General features: G+C 57.8%; 23 protein-coding genes. 17 read left to right on the plus strand and 6 right to left on the minus strand.

What is annotated here, in order from left to right; translation table 11 throughout:
- Positions 1–52: 52 nt before the first annotated feature.
- Both ACR0KC_RS19420 and cobO read left to right on the plus strand, forming a co-directional pair.
- The gene (locus tag ACR0KC_RS19420) at positions 53–988 is read left to right on the plus strand and encodes a DMT family transporter (RefSeq protein WP_170398226.1); all 936 of its coding nucleotides are present in this window, start codon (positions 53–55) and stop codon (positions 986–988) included.
- A 58-nt stretch (positions 989–1,046) separates the two neighbouring features.
- Positions 1,047–1,646 (plus strand): cob(I)yrinic acid a,c-diamide adenosyltransferase, encoded by a 600-nt coding sequence (gene cobO / locus ACR0KC_RS19425; RefSeq protein ID WP_170625409.1) that lies wholly within the window; start codon positions 1,047–1,049, stop codon positions 1,644–1,646.
- Here cobO and ACR0KC_RS19430 read toward each other — a convergent pair.
- The 4 genes from ACR0KC_RS19430 to ACR0KC_RS19445 all read right to left on the minus strand — a co-directional run bounded on the left by ACR0KC_RS19430 (position 1,643) and on the right by ACR0KC_RS19445 (position 4,531).
- Entirely contained in the window at positions 1,643–1,852 is a 210-nt protein-coding gene (locus tag ACR0KC_RS19430; protein ID WP_170398221.1) for a hypothetical protein, read from the minus strand. The genes cobO and ACR0KC_RS19430 overlap by 4 nt on opposite strands.
- A gap of 268 nt (positions 1,853–2,120) precedes the next feature.
- Complete coding sequence (locus ACR0KC_RS19435) at positions 2,121–2,486, minus strand: SPW repeat domain-containing protein (protein ID WP_480707437.1); 366 nt, start codon at positions 2,484–2,486, stop codon at positions 2,121–2,123.
- A 111-nt stretch (positions 2,487–2,597) separates the two neighbouring features.
- Complete coding sequence (locus ACR0KC_RS19440) at positions 2,598–3,548, minus strand: AraC family transcriptional regulator (RefSeq protein ID WP_480707438.1); 951 nt, start codon at positions 3,546–3,548, stop codon at positions 2,598–2,600.
- Positions 3,549–3,664: 116 nt separating this feature from the next.
- Complete coding sequence (locus tag ACR0KC_RS19445) at positions 3,665–4,531, minus strand: branched-chain amino acid aminotransferase (protein ID WP_170566675.1); 867 nt, start codon at positions 4,529–4,531, stop codon at positions 3,665–3,667.
- 158 nt (positions 4,532–4,689) lie between these two features.
- On the opposite strand from ACR0KC_RS19445, the gene ACR0KC_RS19450 reads away from it, so the two are divergent.
- The 14 genes from ACR0KC_RS19450 to ACR0KC_RS19515 all read left to right on the plus strand — a co-directional run bounded on the left by ACR0KC_RS19450 (position 4,690) and on the right by ACR0KC_RS19515 (position 16,565).
- Positions 4,690–5,202, plus strand: a complete 513-nt coding sequence (locus tag ACR0KC_RS19450) for a MarR family winged helix-turn-helix transcriptional regulator (protein WP_480707439.1) — start codon at positions 4,690–4,692, stop codon at positions 5,200–5,202.
- Positions 5,199–5,900: a response regulator gene (locus ACR0KC_RS19455; protein ID WP_170513633.1), complete on the plus strand. Its 702-nt coding sequence runs from the start codon at positions 5,199–5,201 to the stop codon at positions 5,898–5,900. The genes ACR0KC_RS19450 and ACR0KC_RS19455 overlap by 4 nt, the downstream gene beginning before the upstream one ends.
- A gap of 69 nt (positions 5,901–5,969) precedes the next feature.
- The gene (locus ACR0KC_RS19460; RefSeq protein ID WP_480707440.1) at positions 5,970–6,896 is read left to right on the plus strand and encodes a histone deacetylase family protein; all 927 of its coding nucleotides are present in this window, start codon (positions 5,970–5,972) and stop codon (positions 6,894–6,896) included.
- Positions 6,893–7,135, plus strand: a complete 243-nt coding sequence (locus ACR0KC_RS19465; protein ID WP_010443127.1) for an exodeoxyribonuclease VII small subunit — start codon at positions 6,893–6,895, stop codon at positions 7,133–7,135. Before ACR0KC_RS19460 ends, ACR0KC_RS19465 begins: the two co-directional genes overlap by 4 nt.
- Positions 7,136–8,002, plus strand: a complete 867-nt coding sequence (locus tag ACR0KC_RS19470; protein WP_170466527.1) for a polyprenyl synthetase family protein — start codon at positions 7,136–7,138, stop codon at positions 8,000–8,002. It begins immediately after the preceding gene.
- Between the two features lie 14 nt (positions 8,003–8,016).
- Positions 8,017–9,945: a 1-deoxy-D-xylulose-5-phosphate synthase gene (gene dxs / locus ACR0KC_RS19475; RefSeq protein WP_170819095.1), complete on the plus strand. Its 1,929-nt coding sequence runs from the start codon at positions 8,017–8,019 to the stop codon at positions 9,943–9,945.
- 140 nt (positions 9,946–10,085) lie between these two features.
- Positions 10,086–10,595, plus strand: a complete 510-nt coding sequence (napF, locus tag ACR0KC_RS19480) for a ferredoxin-type protein NapF (RefSeq protein ID WP_170466521.1) — start codon at positions 10,086–10,088, stop codon at positions 10,593–10,595.
- Entirely contained in the window at positions 10,592–10,864 is a 273-nt protein-coding gene (locus ACR0KC_RS19485) for a chaperone NapD (RefSeq protein ID WP_170466518.1), read from the plus strand. Before napF ends, ACR0KC_RS19485 begins: the two co-directional genes overlap by 4 nt.
- A 17-nt stretch (positions 10,865–10,881) precedes the next feature.
- Positions 10,882–13,374 (plus strand): nitrate reductase catalytic subunit NapA, encoded by a 2,493-nt coding sequence (gene napA, locus ACR0KC_RS19490; RefSeq protein WP_480707441.1) that lies wholly within the window; start codon positions 10,882–10,884, stop codon positions 13,372–13,374.
- A gap of 27 nt (positions 13,375–13,401) precedes the next feature.
- On the plus strand, positions 13,402–14,220 hold the full coding sequence (gene napG / locus ACR0KC_RS19495; RefSeq protein ID WP_480707442.1) for a ferredoxin-type protein NapG: 819 nt from the start codon (positions 13,402–13,404) through the stop codon (positions 14,218–14,220).
- Entirely contained in the window at positions 14,217–15,128 is a 912-nt protein-coding gene (napH, locus tag ACR0KC_RS19500; protein WP_480707443.1) for a quinol dehydrogenase ferredoxin subunit NapH, read from the plus strand. The genes napG and napH overlap by 4 nt, the downstream gene beginning before the upstream one ends.
- A gap of 12 nt (positions 15,129–15,140) precedes the next feature.
- Positions 15,141–15,575 (plus strand): nitrate reductase cytochrome c-type subunit, encoded by a 435-nt coding sequence (locus tag ACR0KC_RS19505; protein WP_170398181.1) that lies wholly within the window; start codon positions 15,141–15,143, stop codon positions 15,573–15,575.
- A 26-nt stretch (positions 15,576–15,601) separates the two neighbouring features.
- The gene (locus ACR0KC_RS19510; RefSeq protein ID WP_170398176.1) at positions 15,602–16,306 is read left to right on the plus strand and encodes a NapC/NirT family cytochrome c; all 705 of its coding nucleotides are present in this window, start codon (positions 15,602–15,604) and stop codon (positions 16,304–16,306) included.
- Between the two features lies 1 nt (position 16,307).
- Complete coding sequence (locus ACR0KC_RS19515) at positions 16,308–16,565, plus strand: hypothetical protein (protein ID WP_170408114.1); 258 nt, start codon at positions 16,308–16,310, stop codon at positions 16,563–16,565.
- A gap of 33 nt (positions 16,566–16,598) precedes the next feature.
- Here the strand turns inward: ACR0KC_RS19515 and ACR0KC_RS19520 are convergent, their stop codons facing one another.
- Entirely contained in the window at positions 16,599–17,300 is a 702-nt protein-coding gene (locus tag ACR0KC_RS19520) for a Crp/Fnr family transcriptional regulator (RefSeq protein WP_170648312.1), read from the minus strand.
- A 185-nt stretch (positions 17,301–17,485) separates the two neighbouring features.
- On the opposite strand from ACR0KC_RS19520, the gene hemA reads away from it, so the two are divergent.
- Positions 17,486–18,709 (plus strand): 5-aminolevulinate synthase, encoded by a 1,224-nt coding sequence (hemA, locus tag ACR0KC_RS19525; protein ID WP_480707444.1) that lies wholly within the window; start codon positions 17,486–17,488, stop codon positions 18,707–18,709.
- A gap of 60 nt (positions 18,710–18,769) precedes the next feature.
- Here hemA and ACR0KC_RS19530 read toward each other — a convergent pair whose 3' ends face one another.
- Complete coding sequence (locus tag ACR0KC_RS19530; RefSeq protein WP_480707445.1) at positions 18,770–19,057, minus strand: cytochrome C oxidase subunit IV family protein; 288 nt, start codon at positions 19,055–19,057, stop codon at positions 18,770–18,772.

Consider the following 19,057-nt stretch of genomic DNA (forward strand, 5'->3'; position numbering starts at 1 on the left):
CGGCAACTTTGGCCAGTTGATCTTTCCGCCTCAAAGGCGCAGGTTCGCGACCATGGCGAAATCCTTAACATCGCATCGTCCGGCATTGGCCGTGGCGCTCAAGCTCAGTGCGCTCGTGCTGTTCACGACGATGTCTGCATTGGTCAAGGCTTTGTCAGATGATTTCCCGCCGGGAGAGATGGTGTTTTTCCGCTCGCTTTTCGCGATTCCGGTTATCATCGCCTGGCTGGTCTGGCGAGGAGAGCTGGTGCACGGCTTTGTCGTCAAGAAGCCGATGGGCCATTTCTGGCGCGGGGTTCTGGGAACCTCGGCCATGGGACTGACCTTTACTGGTCTTAGCCTGTTGCCGCTGCCCGAGGTAACCGCCATCGGATATGCAACCCCGATCTTCACGCTGATTCTGGCTGCAATCATGTTGGGCGAGCGGATACGAATGATTCGTATCGGGGCCGTCGCGCTTGGCCTCGTCGGCGTTCTGATCATGATCTGGCCCCGGCTGGGTTCAGGCACTGCCGAAACCGCCGCAACAATAGGTGCGCTTTGCGTGCTGGCTGCAACCGTTGCCCGTGCCTTTGTGCAGATACATATTCGACAACTGGTACAGGTGGATCATCCCGCCGCAATCGTGTTCTATTTCTCTCTCACAGCGACCTTGCTTTCGGGTCTCACAGTGTTTTGGGGCTGGGTTATCCCGACATGGGAGCAAGCCGCATTGCTGGTGACAATCGGCCTGATCGGCGGAGTGGCGCAGATTCTGGTGACCTCGTCCTACAAGTTTGGACAAGCGTCAATGCTGGCACCTTATGACTACACCACAATGCTGTTCGCCATTGTCATTGGTTATTTCTGGTTCGATGAGTTGCCAACCCTGGTGATGCTGGGCGGCGCGGCGTTGGTGATTGCAGGCAACGTCGTGGTGATCCTGCGTGAACGACAACTTGGCCTTGATCGGACCAAAGCGCGATCAGCAACGGATCCCAAAGCCTGACTTTACCTTTCGCAATCTTTCCCTAGGTTGGGTCGCGATACACCTATGAGGTTTCCCGATGAGCGACGCACAGAACCACAAAGAAAAGATGCAAGAGGTGCAAGCCAAGCACCGCAAGAAAGTCTCGGAAGCGGTCGATCCCGGCCGGGGACTGGTGCTGATCAATACAGGTAAGGGCAAGGGAAAATCCTCGGCTGCGTTTGGCGTGGTGATCCGGGCATTGGGCTGGGGCCAGAAAGTGGCTGTGGTTCAGTTCATCAAGGGCAAGTGGAAAACCGGTGAGCGCAGGTTCTTTGAGGGACGCGATCTGGTCACCTGGCACACGATGGGCGAAGGGTTTACCTGGGATACGCAGGACCGCGAGCGCGACATCGCGGCAGCGACTTCGGCCTTCAACAAGGCCTGTGATCTGATGAAAAGCGGCGACTACGATCTGGTTGTTCTCGACGAGATCAATATCGCCCTGCGCTACGAATACCTTTCAGTAGACACTGTTATTGAGGGGCTTCAGACCCGATCAGACAAAACCAGCGTGTTCCTGACTGGCCGGGATGCCCCGCAAGCCCTCAGGGACTATGCGGATCTGGTAACCGAGATGACCGAAGAAAAACACCCGTTCCAAGCTGGCATCAAAGCCCAACGTGGTGTGGATTTCTAGGCCCGCGCACCACCCTCATTCAGCGCGCGCATCGAATCGCGCCTGACTGCGTACATCGTTGCGGCTGAGCGTTCTTCGAGCGCCCGGCAGCGCTCGGCGTTGCAGGTCTTGTGATCGAGATAGGCCGCGACTTCTGAGGTTAGCGCGTCGCAATCACACGATGCACAGCAGGGATCGGCCATCAGTTCTTCAAATCGATCACGCAATCGCGGGCTCCTTTGGTCGTTCCCGGGGCGATGGCGGGCCTTCACATCTGCTTTTGCTGAGCCCACAGATCGCCCCGGAACCAGTTGCTTGATGGTGTCATCTGGCGTTGCGTTATATCTGATAGTTTTTGTCGGAAAATTCAAGCCTGAAAACCTGATGCAAAAGGGGCGACCTATTGGGCAAATTTGGCCTTATTAGTGTCTAAAACAAAAAAGGGCCATCCGGATGCCCGCATGGCCCAGCTGATCGCTACGGTTCTGACTCACTTCAAGCAATAGCGCTCTGTTCGGGCGCGCTGAGCGAGATCACTACAACGACTGCGGCCCCGTTCACCCAGTAGAACAACGCATCAAGCCCAGAAAACCCAAACAGGCTGGGTGCCAAAAGGAAGGTGACGCCGACAAGCAAATCAACAGCCAAGTGAAACTTGTATGGCAGAACCCGCCAAATCCCAAGGTGATGATCTGTCAGAACGGTCAGTAAGAATGCTGCAATGCCGGTCACAACGGACAGCCAGAGTGCCAGCGGGTTGGACTGGCCCAACCCCAGTACAAAAGGCAAAATCATCAGCGCAATCGCAACCGGGTAGTCAAGATAGGCATGGACAGAGCGGGTGACAAAACGCAGGGACATGTGAACTTCCTTTCTTCAATCAGTGATGATCAAAGATTAGGGGCACGCGATTGAACGCAACATCTCAGTTCGTTTTGCATTTATTGCAGATCGTTCAATTGATCAGTACGATTAGTGCATCGCACGGTACGCGGCGGGCGACAGTCCGACCTGCTTCTTGAACACGCGTGAAAACGCAGCCTCGGACGCGTATCCCACTTCTGCTGCGGCATCCGCAACGTTCCAGCGATTTTCGGTCAACCCATGGCACGCGATCTGCATCCGCCAGTCCGTCAGGTACTGCATCGGGGTAGTCCCCATCTTTTGTGAGAAAAGCTGCGCAAATGCGGTGCGTGACATTGCTGCTTCTCGCGCGAGCATCGCAACGCTCCACTCCTGCGCCGGAGACTGGTGAAATGCAGTCAGCGCCCGCGAGATGCGCGGATCGGCAAATCCGGCAAGCGCGGCATCATGAGGACTTTGATGTTCAAGGTATGCCCGGATCGCTTGCGCAAACAGCACTTCGGACAGTTTCAGCGCGATCAGGTCACCGCCGATACGAGCACCGGACACTTCAGATCCGATCATGCGCAATGTCGCCTCGATCCAGGCACCCGCTTCTTCACCGTAATTCTCGATCAGTATAAAAGGTGGCAACCGGTCGATCAGCATATGACCGGTTCCGTTTCGCCCGGCTGGCCCGGTGAATGAGAAATGTCCGCAAATCAGTTGCGTATCGCGCTCATCTTCCTCACCGCCATAAACCAGGACACCATCGCCTTTGTAGCCTGACAGCTCTAACACCTGCTCAAGGGGCAAGGCATCATAGGGTTTGACTTCATTACACAGCAGCGCATGCGGCGCACCGTGGGGAATAAGGATCAGATCACCCTGCCGCAACCGCAAGGTCTCGCCGGTTGTTGTCAGGTGCACCTTCAATTCACCGCGTTGCACAAAGTGAAACCGGGCCACGTTCTCGAAGCCCGGCACCTGTATCCCAAACGGCGGAGTAAAGGATGTGCGGAAATAAAATGTGCCACGCAGAGACAGGCGTGTAAGGATATCGCTGAGAAGATCTAACATGAGCCAACAATACGGCTTGGCCCGGCAGCGTCCATACCTTCGAACGATCTGCATGCATATTTGCATGATCTGCAATCAAAACCCCCGCCTGAGCGGGGGTTCAATACGGTGTTAACTTACGCGCGGACCAATTTCTCGTAATCTTCGGCGATTTCGCGGGTCAGATCGCCGACCTCGAAGGTATAATCGCCGATCTGCCCGACAGGTGTAACCTCGGCTGCAGTGCCAGTCAGCCAGCATTGCTCGAAATCGGCCATCTCCTCGGGACGGATCCGACGTTCATGAACAGTGATGCCCTTGTCTTTCAGCATCTGGATCACCGTCTGACGAGTGATGCCGTTGAGGAAGCAATCGGCCAGCGGGGTGTGCACTTCGCCATCCTGAACGAAGAAGACATTTGCCCCCGTCGCCTCGGCGACGTTGCCATTATAATCCATGAACAAAGCGTCCGAGCAGCCTTTGGCCTCAGCTTTGTGTTTGGAAATGGTGCAGATCATGTAAAGACCTGCTGCCTTGGCATGGACTGGAATGGTTTCCGGACTGGGTCGTTTCCACTCGGCGATGTCCAACTTGGCGCCTTGCATCTTAGCGTCACCGTAATAGGCACCCCAAGGCCAAACAGCGATGGCCATCCGAACCGGATTCTTGGCGGACGCCACACCCATATCCTCGCCCGAGCCACGCCAGACCAGCGCACGTACATACGCATCTTGAAGACCACTGGCTTTGAGCGCTTCTTCCTTGGCGGCCTCGATCTCATCGACCGAGTATGGCATCGGCATATCCAGCGCCTCTGCCGACGCGATCAGGCGTTCGGAATGTTCGCGGCTTTTGAAGATCTTGCCGTTGTAAGCGCGCTCACCCTCGAACACCGAAGACGCATAATGCATCGCGTGGGACAGGATGTGCACATTGGCCTCACGCCAGGGCACCAATTCGCCATCCATCCAGATGACACCGTCGCGATCGTCATATCCAGCCATGCGAAACCTCCTGAACCGGTCGATATTTCCGAATGTTGCGCCGTTTAGGTCCGTATCGGACACAATGTTGCGCAAAAACTGCGATTCGATACCTGTGCGCTCTTGGAATGTCAATAAGGCTGACATAAAGTCAGATTATATTGCGAATGAGGCCCAACATGACCGAAATCCGTCCCGCCCCGGTCTTTGGCGGAGAAAGCCTGTTGTTTCTGACAGATGAACAACTGAGGCAGGGCATCGAGGCCATGTTTTTTGCCTATCGCGGCTTTACCGCTGATCCGGACCGTATCCTGACTGAATTGGCCTATGGCCGTGCTCATCATCGGGCCATCCACTTCATCAACCGTGCGCCGGGTACAACCGTCAACAACTTACTGGCCATATTGGGTGTCACGAAACAATCGCTGAATCGCGTCTTGCGCAGCCTGATTGAAGATGGGTTGGTCGAAAGCCGGGTCGGAACAGTGGACAAACGCGAACGCCACCTATTTCTGACGGATAAAGGAAAGGCACTCGAGGCCAAACTATCTGACGCCCAGCGCGCCCGGATGCGTGCGGCCTACAAAGATGCGGGCCCCGAAGCGGTGGCCGGGTTTCGCAAAGTGCTTGAAGCGATGATGGATGCTGATATGCGTCGTGCATATACGAAACTGCGGGATACGACTTCATGAGCGAAATGGACGCCCATCTTCTGATCGTCGACGATGACGAGCGTATTCGTGATTTGCTCAAGAAATTCCTGATGCGCAGCGGTTTTCTTGTAACCGCGGCGCGGGATGCAGCGCACGCACGGCGGGTTTTGTCGGGGCTGGATTTCGATCTGATTGTGCTGGATGTGATGATGCCCGGCGAAGACGGCGTTAGCCTGACCCGATCCCTGCGCGACACCCATTCCACCCCGATCCTGCTGTTGACGGCCAAGGGCGAGACCGAGCATCGGATTGCCGGGCTTGAGGCGGGTGCGGATGACTATCTGGCCAAGCCATTCGAGCCGAAAGAGTTGCTGCTGAGGATCAACGCCATTCTGCGTCGGATGCCAGAGACACCTGCACAGGACACGGCGGCGAAGATTCTACATCTTGGGCCCATTCGCTATGATATCGAACGCGGTGAGATGTGGCAGGGCGAAGACCCGGTGCGCCTAACCGCGACCGAAAGCCAGTTGATGAAAATATTCTCGGCTCAACCCGGCGAACCGATCAGCCGAGCCAAGCTGGTCGAAGATCTGGGGCGTGACAAAGGTCAGGCACAGGAGCGCGCTGTGGACGTACAGATCACCCGCTTGCGTCGGAAGCTTGAGCAAGATCCGAAGCAACCCCGGTATCTGCAGACCGTACGGGGTGCAGGGTATATGTTGGCACCGGATTGATTTTGCCGCTGCGCGGCGATCTTAGGCCTTCGGCGAAGGTATTTTTAGCCAGATGAAGATGGGATCCTGATGAAAACCGCCCTTTTGACCCATGCAGATTGTTTGCACCATGTGACACCTGAGGGACATCCGGAACGGGTGGCGCGGTTAGAGCATATCCTACATGCACTTGAAGGGCTGGATCTTCAGCGTGTGACGGCGCCGTTGGCGGCGGATGATGATCTGCTAAGGGTGCATCCGCAGAACCATATCAGCGATATTCTCGACCACAGGCCCCCGGATGGGTTCAAACAGATTGATGGGGATACGTTCATGTCTCCGGGATCTGTTGATGCAGCCTTTCGTGCGGCGGGTGCCGCCGTGCGGGCCGTTGATATAGTTCTGGCCGGCGAAGCGCCGAACGCGTTTTGCGCTATTCGGCCTCCGGGGCATCATGCCGAGACCGAGACGGCCATGGGGTTCTGCCTGTTTGGGAATGCCGCGCTGGCTGCAAAGCACGCGTTGGATCATCACGGGTTGAACCGCGTGGCAGTGGTGGATTTCGACGTGCATCATGGCAATGGCACGCAAGACCTGCTGTGGGACGAGAAACGCGCTTTGGTGATTACCAGCCAGCAGATGCCCTTATGGCCCGGCTCGGGCCGCCCGGATGAGACCGGTGCTTATGAAACCGTTTTGAACATACCATTGGCTCCGGGCACGGGTGGGGCCGAGATGCGGGCAGCCTATGAAGCGCAAGCCTTTCCGCGTCTGCGGGCGTTTAGGCCGGAACTGATCATTATTTCCGCTGGGTTTGATGCGCATCAGGATGATCCGTTGGCCAATCTCAATTGGTCCACTGGCGATTTCGCCTGGATCACGGCGGAGCTGTGCAAGATTGCCGATGACGTGTGTGATGGCCGTATCGTCTCGACTCTGGAAGGCGGTTATGATCTGAACGCATTGGCCGAGGCGACACGCGCCCATGTGGAAGAACTGATAAAGGCAGCACGATGACCGATACCCCAGTTGAACAAATGACGTTCGAACAAGCGATGAAAGAGCTTGAGGCCGTGGTTGGCCAGTTGGAACGTGGTGATGTGGCGCTGGATCAATCGATTGCGCTGTACGAACGTGGCGCCGCATTGAAGAAGCGCTGCGAGGATGAGCTGAAGCGTGCTGAGGAAAAAGTGGCCGCGATCACTCTGGACGCAGATGGCCAGCCAACCGGGACGACGCCTGTCGAAGGTCAGTAAATGTTTCGTGAAAAGCTGGCACAGGATGCCACGCTGATTCAGAGCCATTTCGATCTGGTTCTGAGCGCGCTGGATGATCTGGATGTGACACGGGCCATGGCCTATGCCACCGAGGGCGGCAAGCGTCTGCGAGGGTTTCTGGTATTGGAAAGCGCGCGGTTGCTTGGCGTCGATACAGCTCGGGCAATCTGGCCAGCGACGGGTATCGAAGCGCTGCATGCATACTCTCTGGTCCATGACGACCTGCCTTGCATGGATGATGACGACCTGAGGCGTGGACGCCCGACGGTGCACGTGAAATGGGATGAGGGCACCGCCGTTCTGGCCGGGGATGCGCTGCAGACACTTGCGTTTGAGCTTTGCACGCGGCCAGAGGTCGGAAATGCTGAAATACGCGCTGAACTGGCTCTAACACTGGCAAAAGCGAGCGGCGCACAGGGTATGGTTCTGGGTCAGGCGCTGGATATCGCCGCTGAGACGGCGGCGGAGCCGCTGACACTGGATGAGATTACACATCTGCAAGCGGGCAAGACCGGTGCGTTGATCGAATGGTCCGCCTGTGCGGGTGCGCGATTGGCGCAGGCCGATCCCACCCAATTGCGCCAATATGCCCAGGCGCTTGGGCTTGCCTTTCAGATCGCGGATGACATTTTGGATGTCGAAGGAGATGCCGAAAAGGCCGGAAAGCGGCTGCAGAAAGACGCCGAGGCGGGCAAAGCGACCTTTGTCTCGCTACTGGGTTTGGACGCCGCCAGATCCCGTGCAATTGAGCTTGTGGAACAGGCTTGTGCTGCGCTGGACGAACATGGCTCCGCTGCAGAAACCTTGAAGCAGGCTGCCCGCTTCGTTATTGCCCGGGACAGCTAAGCCAGGAACACCAAATGTCTGACCGCCCGAATACGCCCTTGTTGGACCTTGTGAGCCGCCCAGCGGATCTGAAGCAGTTTTCAGATGCGCAGTTGCATCAGGTCGCACATGAGTTGCGGGCCGAGACGATTTCAGCAGTTTCGGTGACCGGAGGGCATCTGGGCGCGGGTCTGGGTGTCGTCGAGCTGACCACGGCGCTGCACGCGGTATTCGACACGCCACGAGACAAGATCATCTGGGACGTAGGTCACCAGTGTTATCCGCACAAGATTCTGACAGAACGCCGGGACCGAATTCGCACCCTGCGCACAAAAGACGGCCTAAGCGGATTCACCAAGCGCAGTGAAAGCGCCTATGATCCATTCGGCGCTGCACATTCCAGTACCTCGATCAGTGCCGCGCTAGGCTTTGCTGTCGCGCGTGATCTGGGCGGCGTTACGCCTGAAGGGCTGGGCGATGCGATCGCTGTGATCGGCGATGGCTCTATGTCCGCCGGCATGGCCTTTGAGGCGATGAACAACGCAGGCCACCTGAAGAAACGCTTGATCGTAATTCTCAATGACAATGAGATGAGCATTGCACCGCCGGTGGGTGCCCTATCGAATTATCTATCGCGCATTTATGCCGAAGAACCATTTCACGATCTGAAAGCTGCTGCCAAAGGTGCGGTGTCGTTGCTGCCGGAACCCTTCCGCGAAGGGGCAAAGCGCGCCAAGGATATGCTGAAGGGCATGGCCATGGGCGGGACGCTATTTGAAGAGCTCGGCTTTTCCTATCTTGGCCCGATCGACGGGCATGATCTGGACCAGTTGCTGCCGGTTCTGCGTGCGGTCAAGGCGAAGGCAAGCGGACCGATCCTGATCCATGTGTTGACCAAGAAAGGCAAGGGGTATGCCCCCGCCGAACAGGCCCGCGACAAGGGTCACGCGACCGCCAAGTTCGATGTGGTGACGGGCGAGCAGAAAAAGGCGCCTTCGAACGCGCCTTCCTATACCTCGGTCTTTGGCAAGACACTGGTCGATGAAGCAGCGCGGGATGACAAGATCGTCGCGGTTACAGCCGCGATGCCGGACGGTACCGGGCTGAACCTGTTTGCCGAGCGCTATCCGTCGCGCTGTTTCGACGTAGCGATTGCCGAACAGCATGGCGTGACCTTCTCGGCTGCGTTGGCCGCCGGGGGGATGAAGCCTTTCTGTGCGATGTATTCAACCTTCCTGCAGCGTGGCTATGATCAGGTTGTGCATGATGTGGCGATCCAACGCCTGCCGGTGCGATTTGCCATCGACCGTGCGGGTCTGGTTGGGGCAGACGGTGCGACCCATGCGGGGTCGTTTGATATTGCTTACATGGCCAACCTTCCGGGTATGGTTGTCATGGCGGCTGCAGATGAGGCCGAATTGATGCACATGGTCGCCACTGCGGTGGCACATGACGATGGCCCGATCGCTTTCCGGTATCCTCGCGGCGAAGGAGCGGGCGTTGATCTGCCCGAGCGCGGAGAAGTATTGGAGATCGGCAAGGGCCGGTTGATCCAGAAAGGTGCCCGAGTGGCGCTGCTGTCTTTCGGTACGCGGCTGGCCGAGGTGCAGAAAGCGGCAGAGGCGCTGTCGGCGCGCGGGATCAAGCCCACCATCGCCGATGCACGCTTTGCCAAACCGCTGGATCGGGACCTGATCCTTGATCTGGCTGCCAATCACGAGGCACTGATCACCATCGAGGAAGGGGCCATCGGCGGCTTTGGCAGCCATGTTGCGCAATTGCTTGCGGATGAGGGCGTGTTTGACGAAGGGTTGAAGTATCGCTCGATGGTGCTGCCGGATATCTTCATCGATCAGGCGAGCCCGGCGGATATGTACGCCGTCGCAGGAATGAACGCAGAACAGATCGAGGCAAAGGTGCTTTCGGTTCTTGGCGTTGCTACAATCGGTGAGAAACGCGCCTGATATTCGGGTGTTGCCGCCCCTGGATGCTGAAAAAATAAGCAGTTCAAAAATGATCTAGGTCAATTCCTTACACGCTGTGCTACGCTAACACCCGAGTCAGGCAGGCCAACCCCTGTCGATCACTCAAAGGTCGCGAGCGAATGAACAAGCTAGCCAGCCGACGCGCATTCCTGAAAGGGAAAGTGCTGCGCGAGGATACATCAGCCATCCACCCACCGGGTGCGGTGAACGAGTTTCTTGAGCTTTGCACCCAATGCGACGAATGCCGCGAGGCCTGCCCTGAAGATATCATCCGTTTCGACACGCAAGGCTGGCCTGTTGTGCAATTGGATGCAGGCCCCTGCACTTTTTGCGGTGATTGCGCCAACGCTTGCCCGACCGGGGCGCTGAATCCTGAACACGTGGCCGATTGGCCTTGGCGCGCTGCGGTGTCGGCCTCTTGCCTGTCGATGAATGGTGTCAGCTGTCGGGTCTGTCAGGATGTCTGCGACCACAATGCGATCCGCTTTCGGCTGCAAACCGGTGGTCGTGCTGAACCCCAACTCGACACCGATATTTGTACCGGCTGTGGCGCTTGTGCCAGCGCCTGCCCTGCCGGTTCTGTCAGCTTTGAACGCCACACCCCGCCCACTCAGGAGGTAGCCTTATGAATATCTGTGGATGCCTCGTCCATGTAACCCCCGAAACCACGCAGAGTGCACAGGCCGCGATTGCAGGTACATACGGGGCAGAAGTTCACGCGGCATCCGAGGATGGCCGCATTGTTGTTGTGGTCGAGGATACGCCGGAAAAAATGGCTTCTGAGACGATCATGGATCTGCATCAGATCCCGGGTGTGATCTCTCTGACCCTGACCTACCACCATTTCGAAGACCTCGCGGAGACCCGTCCGCACCTTAATGCTTCTCGCCAGATCTAAAGCCGGAGACCCATGTCATGACCATCTCTGAATCCCGCCGGACCTTCTTGAAATCAACCGCCGCTGCTGCGACAGCATCAGCCGCAGGACTTCCCCTTGCGACCGGACAAGCCAGCGCTCAGGTCGGCAACCTTGATATCCGTTGGGACAAAGCCGCCTGCCGGTTCTGCGGCACCGGATGCTCGGTTCTGGTTGGCACCAAAGACGGGCGCGTGGTCGCCACGCAAGGCGACCCGGATGCGCCGGTGAACCGCGGTCTGAACTGTATCAAGGGCTATTTCCTGTCCAAGATCATGTACGGCAAAGACCGCCTGACCACGCCGATGCTGCGCAAAACCAACGGCGAATATGACAAGAATGGTGAGTTCGAACCCGTCAGCTGGGACGAAGCCTTCGACGTCATGGCTGCCAAGTGGAAAGAGGCCCTTGCCAAGAAAGGCCCGACCAGTGTCGGCATGTTCGGTTCGGGCCAGTGGACCGTTTGGGAAGGCTACGCCGCTGCCAAACTGATGAAGGCTGGTTTCCGGTCCAACAACATCGACCCGAACGCGCGCCACTGTATGGCCTCGGCGGTTGTCGGCTTCATGCGCACCTTCGGCATTGATGAACCAATGGGCTGCTATGACGATTTCGAGCACGCAGACACATTCGTGCTCTGGGGCTCGAACATGGCCGAGATGCACCCGATTCTGTGGTCACGCCTGACCGACACACGTCTGACCAAACCGGGATCCGAAGTGCATGTACTGTCGACCTATGAACACCGCTCGTTCGAGTTGGCCGACAATGGAATGGTCTTTGCGCCGCAGACCGATCTGGCGATCCTGAACTATATTGCCAACTACATTATCCAGAACGGCGCGGTGAACGAAGAGTTCGTCAACAAACACGTCAACATCACCAAAACCGCCACCGATATTGGCTATGGACTGCGCGATAACAACCCGCTGCAGGAAGAGGCAGAGAATCCAAACTCTGGCAAGATGGAGCCGATCAGCTTCGAAGAATATGCCGAAGCGGTATCGGAATACACGCTGGAATACACATCGGAACTCTCCGGTGTTCCTGCCGCTCAGCTTGAGCGTCTGGCCCAGCAATATGCCGACCCCAACCGCAAAGTGATGAGTCTGTGGACCATGGGCTTCAACCAGCACACTCGCGGATCGTGGGTGAACTCGCTGATGTACAATGTGCACCTGCTGGTGGGTAAGATTTCCGAACCCGGAAACTCGCCCTTCTCGCTCACCGGTCAACCTTCGGCCTGTGGTACGGCACGTGAGGTCGGAACCTTCGCTCACCGTCTGCCGGCTGATATGGTTGTGGCAAACGACAAACACCGCGAGATTTGCGAGACCGCGTGGAAAATTCCTGCGGGCACCATCCCACCCAAACCCGGATTCCACGCCGTTTTGCAGCACCGCAAGCTGAAGGACGGCGATCTGAATGCCTATTGGGTGCAGTGCACCAACAACATGCAGGCCGCGCCCAATATCAACGAAGAAGGCTATCCCGGCTATCGCAACCCGGAGAACTTCATTGCCGTCTCCGATCCCTATCCTACTGTAACAGCCCTGTCGGCTGACCTGATCCTGCCTACCGCCATGTGGGTCGAGAAGGAAGGCGCCTATGGCAACGCCGAGCGTCGCACCCAATTCTGGCGGCAACAGGTCAAAGCTCCGGGCGAAGCGAAATCCGATCTGTGGCAGTTGATGGAGTTCTCCAAACGCTTCACCGTTGAAGAGGTTTGGGGCGAGGAACTGCTGGCCACCATGCCAGAACATCGTGGTAAGACCATGTATGACGTGCTGTTCGCCAATGGCACGATCGACAAGTTCCCGCTGTCAGAGACCGCAGAAGGATTCGACAACGACGAGTCCGAGCACTTTGGCTACTACGTGCAAAAGGGCCTGTTCGAGGAATATGCCGAGTTTGGGCGCGGCCACGCGCACGATCTGGCCCCATTCGAAACCTACCACCAGGCGCGTGGCCTGCGCTGGCCAGTCGTGGATGGCAAGGAAACACTGTACCGCTTCCGAGAAGGCTATGATCCGTATGTGCCTGAAGGCGAAGACGTGAAATTCTATGGTCATAAGGACGGCAAGGCCAAGATCATCTTCGCGCCATACGAACCCGCCCCCGAGGTACCGGATGAGGAATTCAACCTGTGGCTCTGCACAGGGCGTGTGCTGGAACATTGGCATTCAGGTTCGATGACCCGCCGCGTGCCCGAACTGCACCGCTCCTATCCCGCCGCCGTTGTCTATATGCACCCGGATGATGCGCGCGACCGCGGTCTGCGCCGCGGGCAGGAGATCGTTCTTTCCACCCGCCGCGGCGAAGTTAACAGCCGGGTCGAAACCCGAGGCCGGAACAAAGTGCCGCGTGGCCTGGTGTTCATGCCATGGTTCGACGAAGGCCAGTTGACAAACAAGCTGACTTTGGACGCGACCTGCCCGCTCTCGAAAGAGACCGACTTCAAGAAATGCGCCTGTAAGGTCGAGCGCGCGTAAAAGGCTGGCAAGGCAAAGGTCGTCCCCATGTCTCGTGTTGGCACTCCCCTTTCGCCGCAGCGGCGCCGGTTCCTGCAGGACTCGGCGCGCGCAGCGGGCGGCTGCGTAGCAGCCGGTTCCTTGCTGGCCTGGCTGGCGCGGGACGCACGGGCGTTGCCGGCCGAGGCATTGCGCCCCCCCGGTGCCTTGCCGGAAAAAGACTTTCTGTCAGCCTGCATCCGCTGTGGTCTGTGCGTACGAGAGTGTCCCTATGACACGCTGAAACTGGCCGAGCTGGGTGTCGATGCGGTGGCCACCGGCACGCCGTATTTCACCGCCCGTGATATCCCTTGCGAAATGTGTGACGACATCCCCTGCGTCGCTGCCTGCCCGACCGGGGCGCTGGACCCCGGACTGGACAATATCGACGACGCCAAGATGGGTGTCGCCGTTCTGGTCGATCAGGAAAACTGCCTGAACTTCTTCGGCCTGCGCTGCGATGTCTGTTACCGCGTCTGCCCCGTCATCGACGAGGCCATTACGCTGGAGACCGAACACAACGCCCGCTCGGGCAGTCATGCAATCTTCATTCCAACCGTTCACGCCGATCATTGCACCGGCTGCGGCGTTTGCGAGAAAAGCTGCGTTCTGCCCGAAGCGGCGATCAAAGTTCTTCCCGCCCGATTGGCTCGGGGCAGCAGCGCCGATCACTACCGCAAGGGCTGGGAAGAGAAAGAAGCCAAAGGCGCGCCCGTCGTCGAAGGTATCATCGATTTGCCTGATCGCCTGCCGGGGCCGGGCACCGATAACCTTGTCGCACCGGGCGGGTTTGAGCCCAGCTTCAAATTGCCGGAGTTCACTCAATGACCGTCCGCACAAACATGCCGCTGGGGCATGAAGCTATCGCCGCCAAAGGTTGGCTGAGTGCCCATAAATACCTGCTGCTGCGCCGCGCCAGCCAGGTGTTCTTCCTGGTACTGTTCCTGTTGGGCCCGTGGTTCGGCCTCTGGATCGTGCAGGGCACTCTGGCCGGGTCGCTGACCCTAGGCGTACTGCCCCTGACCGATCCGTTCGTCTTGCTGCAAAGTCTGATCGCAGGGCACTGGCCCGAGCTGACCGCCGCCATTGGTGCCGTCATCGTTCTGGCGACCTACGCGTTGGTCGGAGGCCGCGTCTATTGCTCGTGGGTCTGCCCGATCAACCCTGTAACCGACGGCGCGCACTGGCTGCACCGCAAGCTGGGCCTGCAAAAAGGCTGGCAGCCCAAACGCGGAACGCGGCTGTGGATCATGGCCACCGTGCTGGTCGTGTCCGGCCTGACCGGCGCAATTGCATGGGAACTGGTCAACCCGATCACCATGCTGCATCGCGGACTGATCTTTGGCATGGGCTTCGTCTGGACGATGGTCGCCGCGATTTTCCTGTTTGACTTGCTTGTCTCGCGCCATGGATGGTGCGGCCATGTCTGCCCCGTAGGCGCATTCTACGGACTGGTGGGCAGCAAGACGATGCTGCGGGTCAGCGCCGCCAATCGCAACGCCTGTGACGATTGCATGGACTGCTACGCGGTTTGCCCGGAAAACCATGTGATCTCTCCGGCGCTGAAAGGCAAAGACAACCCGCTGATCCTGTCGCCCGACTGCACCAATTGCGGACGCTGCATCGATGTCTGCGCTGAAGACGTTTTCAAATTCACCCATCGGTTCGACGCCCTGACCGTCGCGCCACCGGAATCAACCGCCGCGCCCCAGCCGCGCGCCTCAAGACCTTTTTGAAGGAGTGAGAAGATGAAAAAGCCGATCCTAGTGGGCCTTGCCCTGATCCCGCCGCTGCTCCTCGGTGGCCTGGCCCTCGCGCAGTCTGCCGGAGTTAACAGCCTACGCGGTGCCGAAGTCGATGAGCCCGCCGTCCTGGATCAGGTGCATCGGACAGTCGAAGGCCGAATGCAGCGTAATTATCGCCAGCAGCCGCCGCTGATCCCACATTCGATCGAACAGTACCAGATCGACCTGCGCACCAATCAGTGCCTCTCCTGCCATGACTGGACCAAGGCTGGTGAACGCAACGCTCCGACGTTGTCGATGACTCACTATCTGGACCGCGAAGGGCGAGAGTTGGATCAGATCGCCGGCACACGGTATTTCTGCAATCAGTGCCACGTACCACAGGCCGATGCGCTGCCTCTGGTCGATAACACTTTTGAACCTTCCTCCGGAAACTGAACACAGGTCGAAAAGGAGAGCGCGACATGTCCGACTCCCAAGAAAAACAAGGACTCATCCGGCGCCTCTGGACCTGGTTCTGGAGCCCGATCGCCGTCCTCAGTGTCGGCTTTACACTACTGGCCGGGTTTCTGGCAGGCATCCTGTTCTGGGGTGGGTTCCACTGGGCACTGGAATTGACCAACACGGAAGAGTTCTGCGTATCCTGCCACACGATGGAAACCAATCTGGGCGAATATCGGGAAACGGTCCATTACAATAACGATTCCGGCGTGCGGGCCATCTGTTCCGATTGCCACGTTCCGGACGAGTGGAACCACAAGATCAAGGCCAAGATCATGGCCGTGAAGGACGTCTACCACGAACTGGCAGGCACCATCAGCACGAAAGAGAAGTATGAGGACCATCGTCTTTCCATGGCGTCGGCCGTATGGAAGAAGATGAAGGAATCCGACAGCCGGGAATGCCGCAACTGCCACAACTTTGACTATATGGACTTCACCCTTCAGGAAACCCGCGCAGCCAGCGAACACCAGCGCGCAATCGACACCGGCATGACCTGCATCGATTGCCACCAGGGCATCGCACACAGTCTCCCACCCAACTATTTGGAAACGTATGAGAAGATTGCGAAAGAGGTAGATGGTGAGGTTCTGCAGGAACACGCTGCAGCATCAGGGGACGACATCCGCGCGTTCCTGAACAAAAGCTCGGAACAAGGTGGGGACTGAGATGTTAGAGATACTTGGAACCATCGGCGGTAACGTACTGGGTCTGCCCGGCATTCTGGGTCTGGCACTGGGAATGATGACGCGCCAATACTGGTTGGGCGCACTGATGGGTGGATTGGTTGGCCTGATCGCACCTCTGCTCTTTGCCGGTTGGCAGATTTCCCACGTTGGAACGATAGCGCTGCTGATCGCAATTATCGTTGGTCTCTGCGCCGGAAGTCTGGGCACCGCCATTCGCCGCAAGGGCGCAACCGTCTGAAGTGGTTGGTCGGGCCCGGCGGCAATTCCGGGGTCACCGCCCCCAGTTTTCCGCCGGATCGCTTTCCGCATAGTCCCGCAAACGCGCGATATCCGAGATTTCGGCGTGGTTGCGGTTGATCTTCACACCCACCGCCTTGAGCCGCGAAAACGCCCGGCTCAGGCTTTCCGGCTTCATCCCCAGACGGCCTGCGATGAGCATCTTGTCGTAGGGCAGCAAAACCTCGCATCCGCCTTTGTCGCTGTCGCAGAGATTCAACAAAAACTCGGCCACGCGTTGCGCTCCGGTCTGAGCCTTGAGTTGCTCTAGCTGCGCCACCAACGAGTGAAGATGGGTAAAGGTCGCGGCCAGAATAGAAATACCGATCTCAGGGTCCTCTCTCATCAATGAGATCAGGATCGGACTGGGGATATGCATGACATCACAGGCCGATACGGCCTCGGCGGATACAGGATAGGGAACGTTACGCAGAGCTACGGCCTCACCAAAGCTGTCACCACGTTTGAAGACGCTCACGACGGCTTCGGCCCCGGTGGGGGTCATGCGGAACAGCTTGACCCAACCCTCAAGCACGACGTGGATGGCCTGCGCTTTTTCCTCCTGCAGGAATATTGTCTCACCACGGTCATACTGACGCCAGATCGCGTGGCTCAGCAGTGTTTCCACATGCTGTTCCGGTAAACTGCGCAGCAGCAGCGACTGACGTGCGATCGCTTTTTGTGCTTCGTGAGACAAGAGAATACCCCTGTTATTTCCTGCCGGCGCATGGGCGCGGTCGGTCCATCCCTGTTCCACGCTATGCCAGAGCCGGCAGTTGTGCACCATAGTTTTATGTTGCCTAAACTTGACTATTGTCATGTTGCGGCTTGGTTCGCTGCCCTATTCTCGGCTCAAAGCCAGTATTCCGGGGAGCACGTAACATGGACTACGAGCGTTATTTCAGTCAAAGCCTCAGTGACCTTCGGGATGAAGGGAACTATCGTGTTTTCATAGACTTGCAACGTCGCTGTGGTTCTTTCCCGAACGCGTGTCAGACGGATGGATCTGTCCAGCGAAATGTGCGGATCTGGTGTTCGAATGACTATCTTGGCATGGGTCAGCACCCATCAGTTATCGATGCAATGCATGACGCATTGGATCGCTGTGGCGCGGGGGCCGGGGGCACGCGAAACATATCAGGCACCACTCACGACCACGTGCTGCTTGAGGCCGAACTGGCCGATCTGCATGGAAAGGAAGCCGCGCTTCTGTTTACTTCCGGGTATGTTTCGAATTGGGCAGCCCTTGGCACTCTCGCCGCGAAAATCCCCGGCCTGATCGTATTCTCTGATGCACTGAACCATGCCTCGATGATCGAAGGCATCCGCCACTCGCGGGCGCAGAAGGTGATCTGGAAACACAACGATTTGGATGACCTTGAAGCCAAACTGGCCGCAGCTGATCCCGATGCGCCGAAGATGATCGCGTTCGAGTCGGTCTATTCGATGGATGGTGACATCGCCCCCATCAAAGAGATTTGCGATCTCGCCGACAAATACGGCGCGATGACCTATCTGGATGAGGTTCATGCCGTTGGCCTCTATGGGCCACGCGGCGGTGGTATCGCTGAACGAGAAGGCCTTATGGATCGCCTGACGGTGATCGAAGGCACGCTTGGTAAAGCGTTCGGTGTGGTGGGCGGGTATATTGCTGCCTCGGCTGCGCTGTGCGATTTCGTGCGCAGCTTCGCCAGCGGGTTTATTTTTACCACCGCCCTGCCACCATCGATCGCGGCCGGGGCCGCGGCCTCGATCCGGCATTTGAAACAATCGAATGCTGAGCGCGACCTGCAGAAAGCCCGTGTATCGCAGGTTCGGGCTCGTTTGGATGCGGAAGGTATTCCTCATATTCCTAACCCCAGCCACATCATCCCGGTGATGGTTGGCGATCCGGTGAAGTGCAAGTTTATCTCGGACACGCTGCTGGAAGAGTTCGGCATCTACATTCAGCCGATCAATTATCCCACCGTACCAAAAGGGACCGAGCGTCTGCGGATCACGCCGTCTCCGGTACATACGGATGAGGATATCGAGCATCTGGTTGGCGCGCTGTCCACACTCTGGCAACGCTGTCAGATTGCGCGCATGCCGATGGCAGCCCAGTAACCAAGAAGCGCCCCCTAGCGTAAAACTTCGCCGTCTCCCCGGAGGCGGCGTTTTTTTGAGTCAGATCAGGTAGAGGGCAAAGACAATGATGGCAAAGCCCGTCAGCACCATGGTGAAACCTCGCAGCCAGGCCGGGCTGTTTACGAGATCAAGATAACAAGCCAGGATAACGCGACATTTCGCCAATGCGAGGACCAGAATACACCCCGCCAGAACGGCTGGCGGGATGGGCAGCACAGTCAACAGTGCTGATGCGACGCTGAGCACCAAAAGGGTCAGCCATGCACGTGTGAGCGAACTATGGAGCGCCCTTCGCCAGTATTTGGGAAAAGATGGTGCTGCAGGCAT

The organism is Ruegeria sp. CF3 (assembly GCF_056537365.1).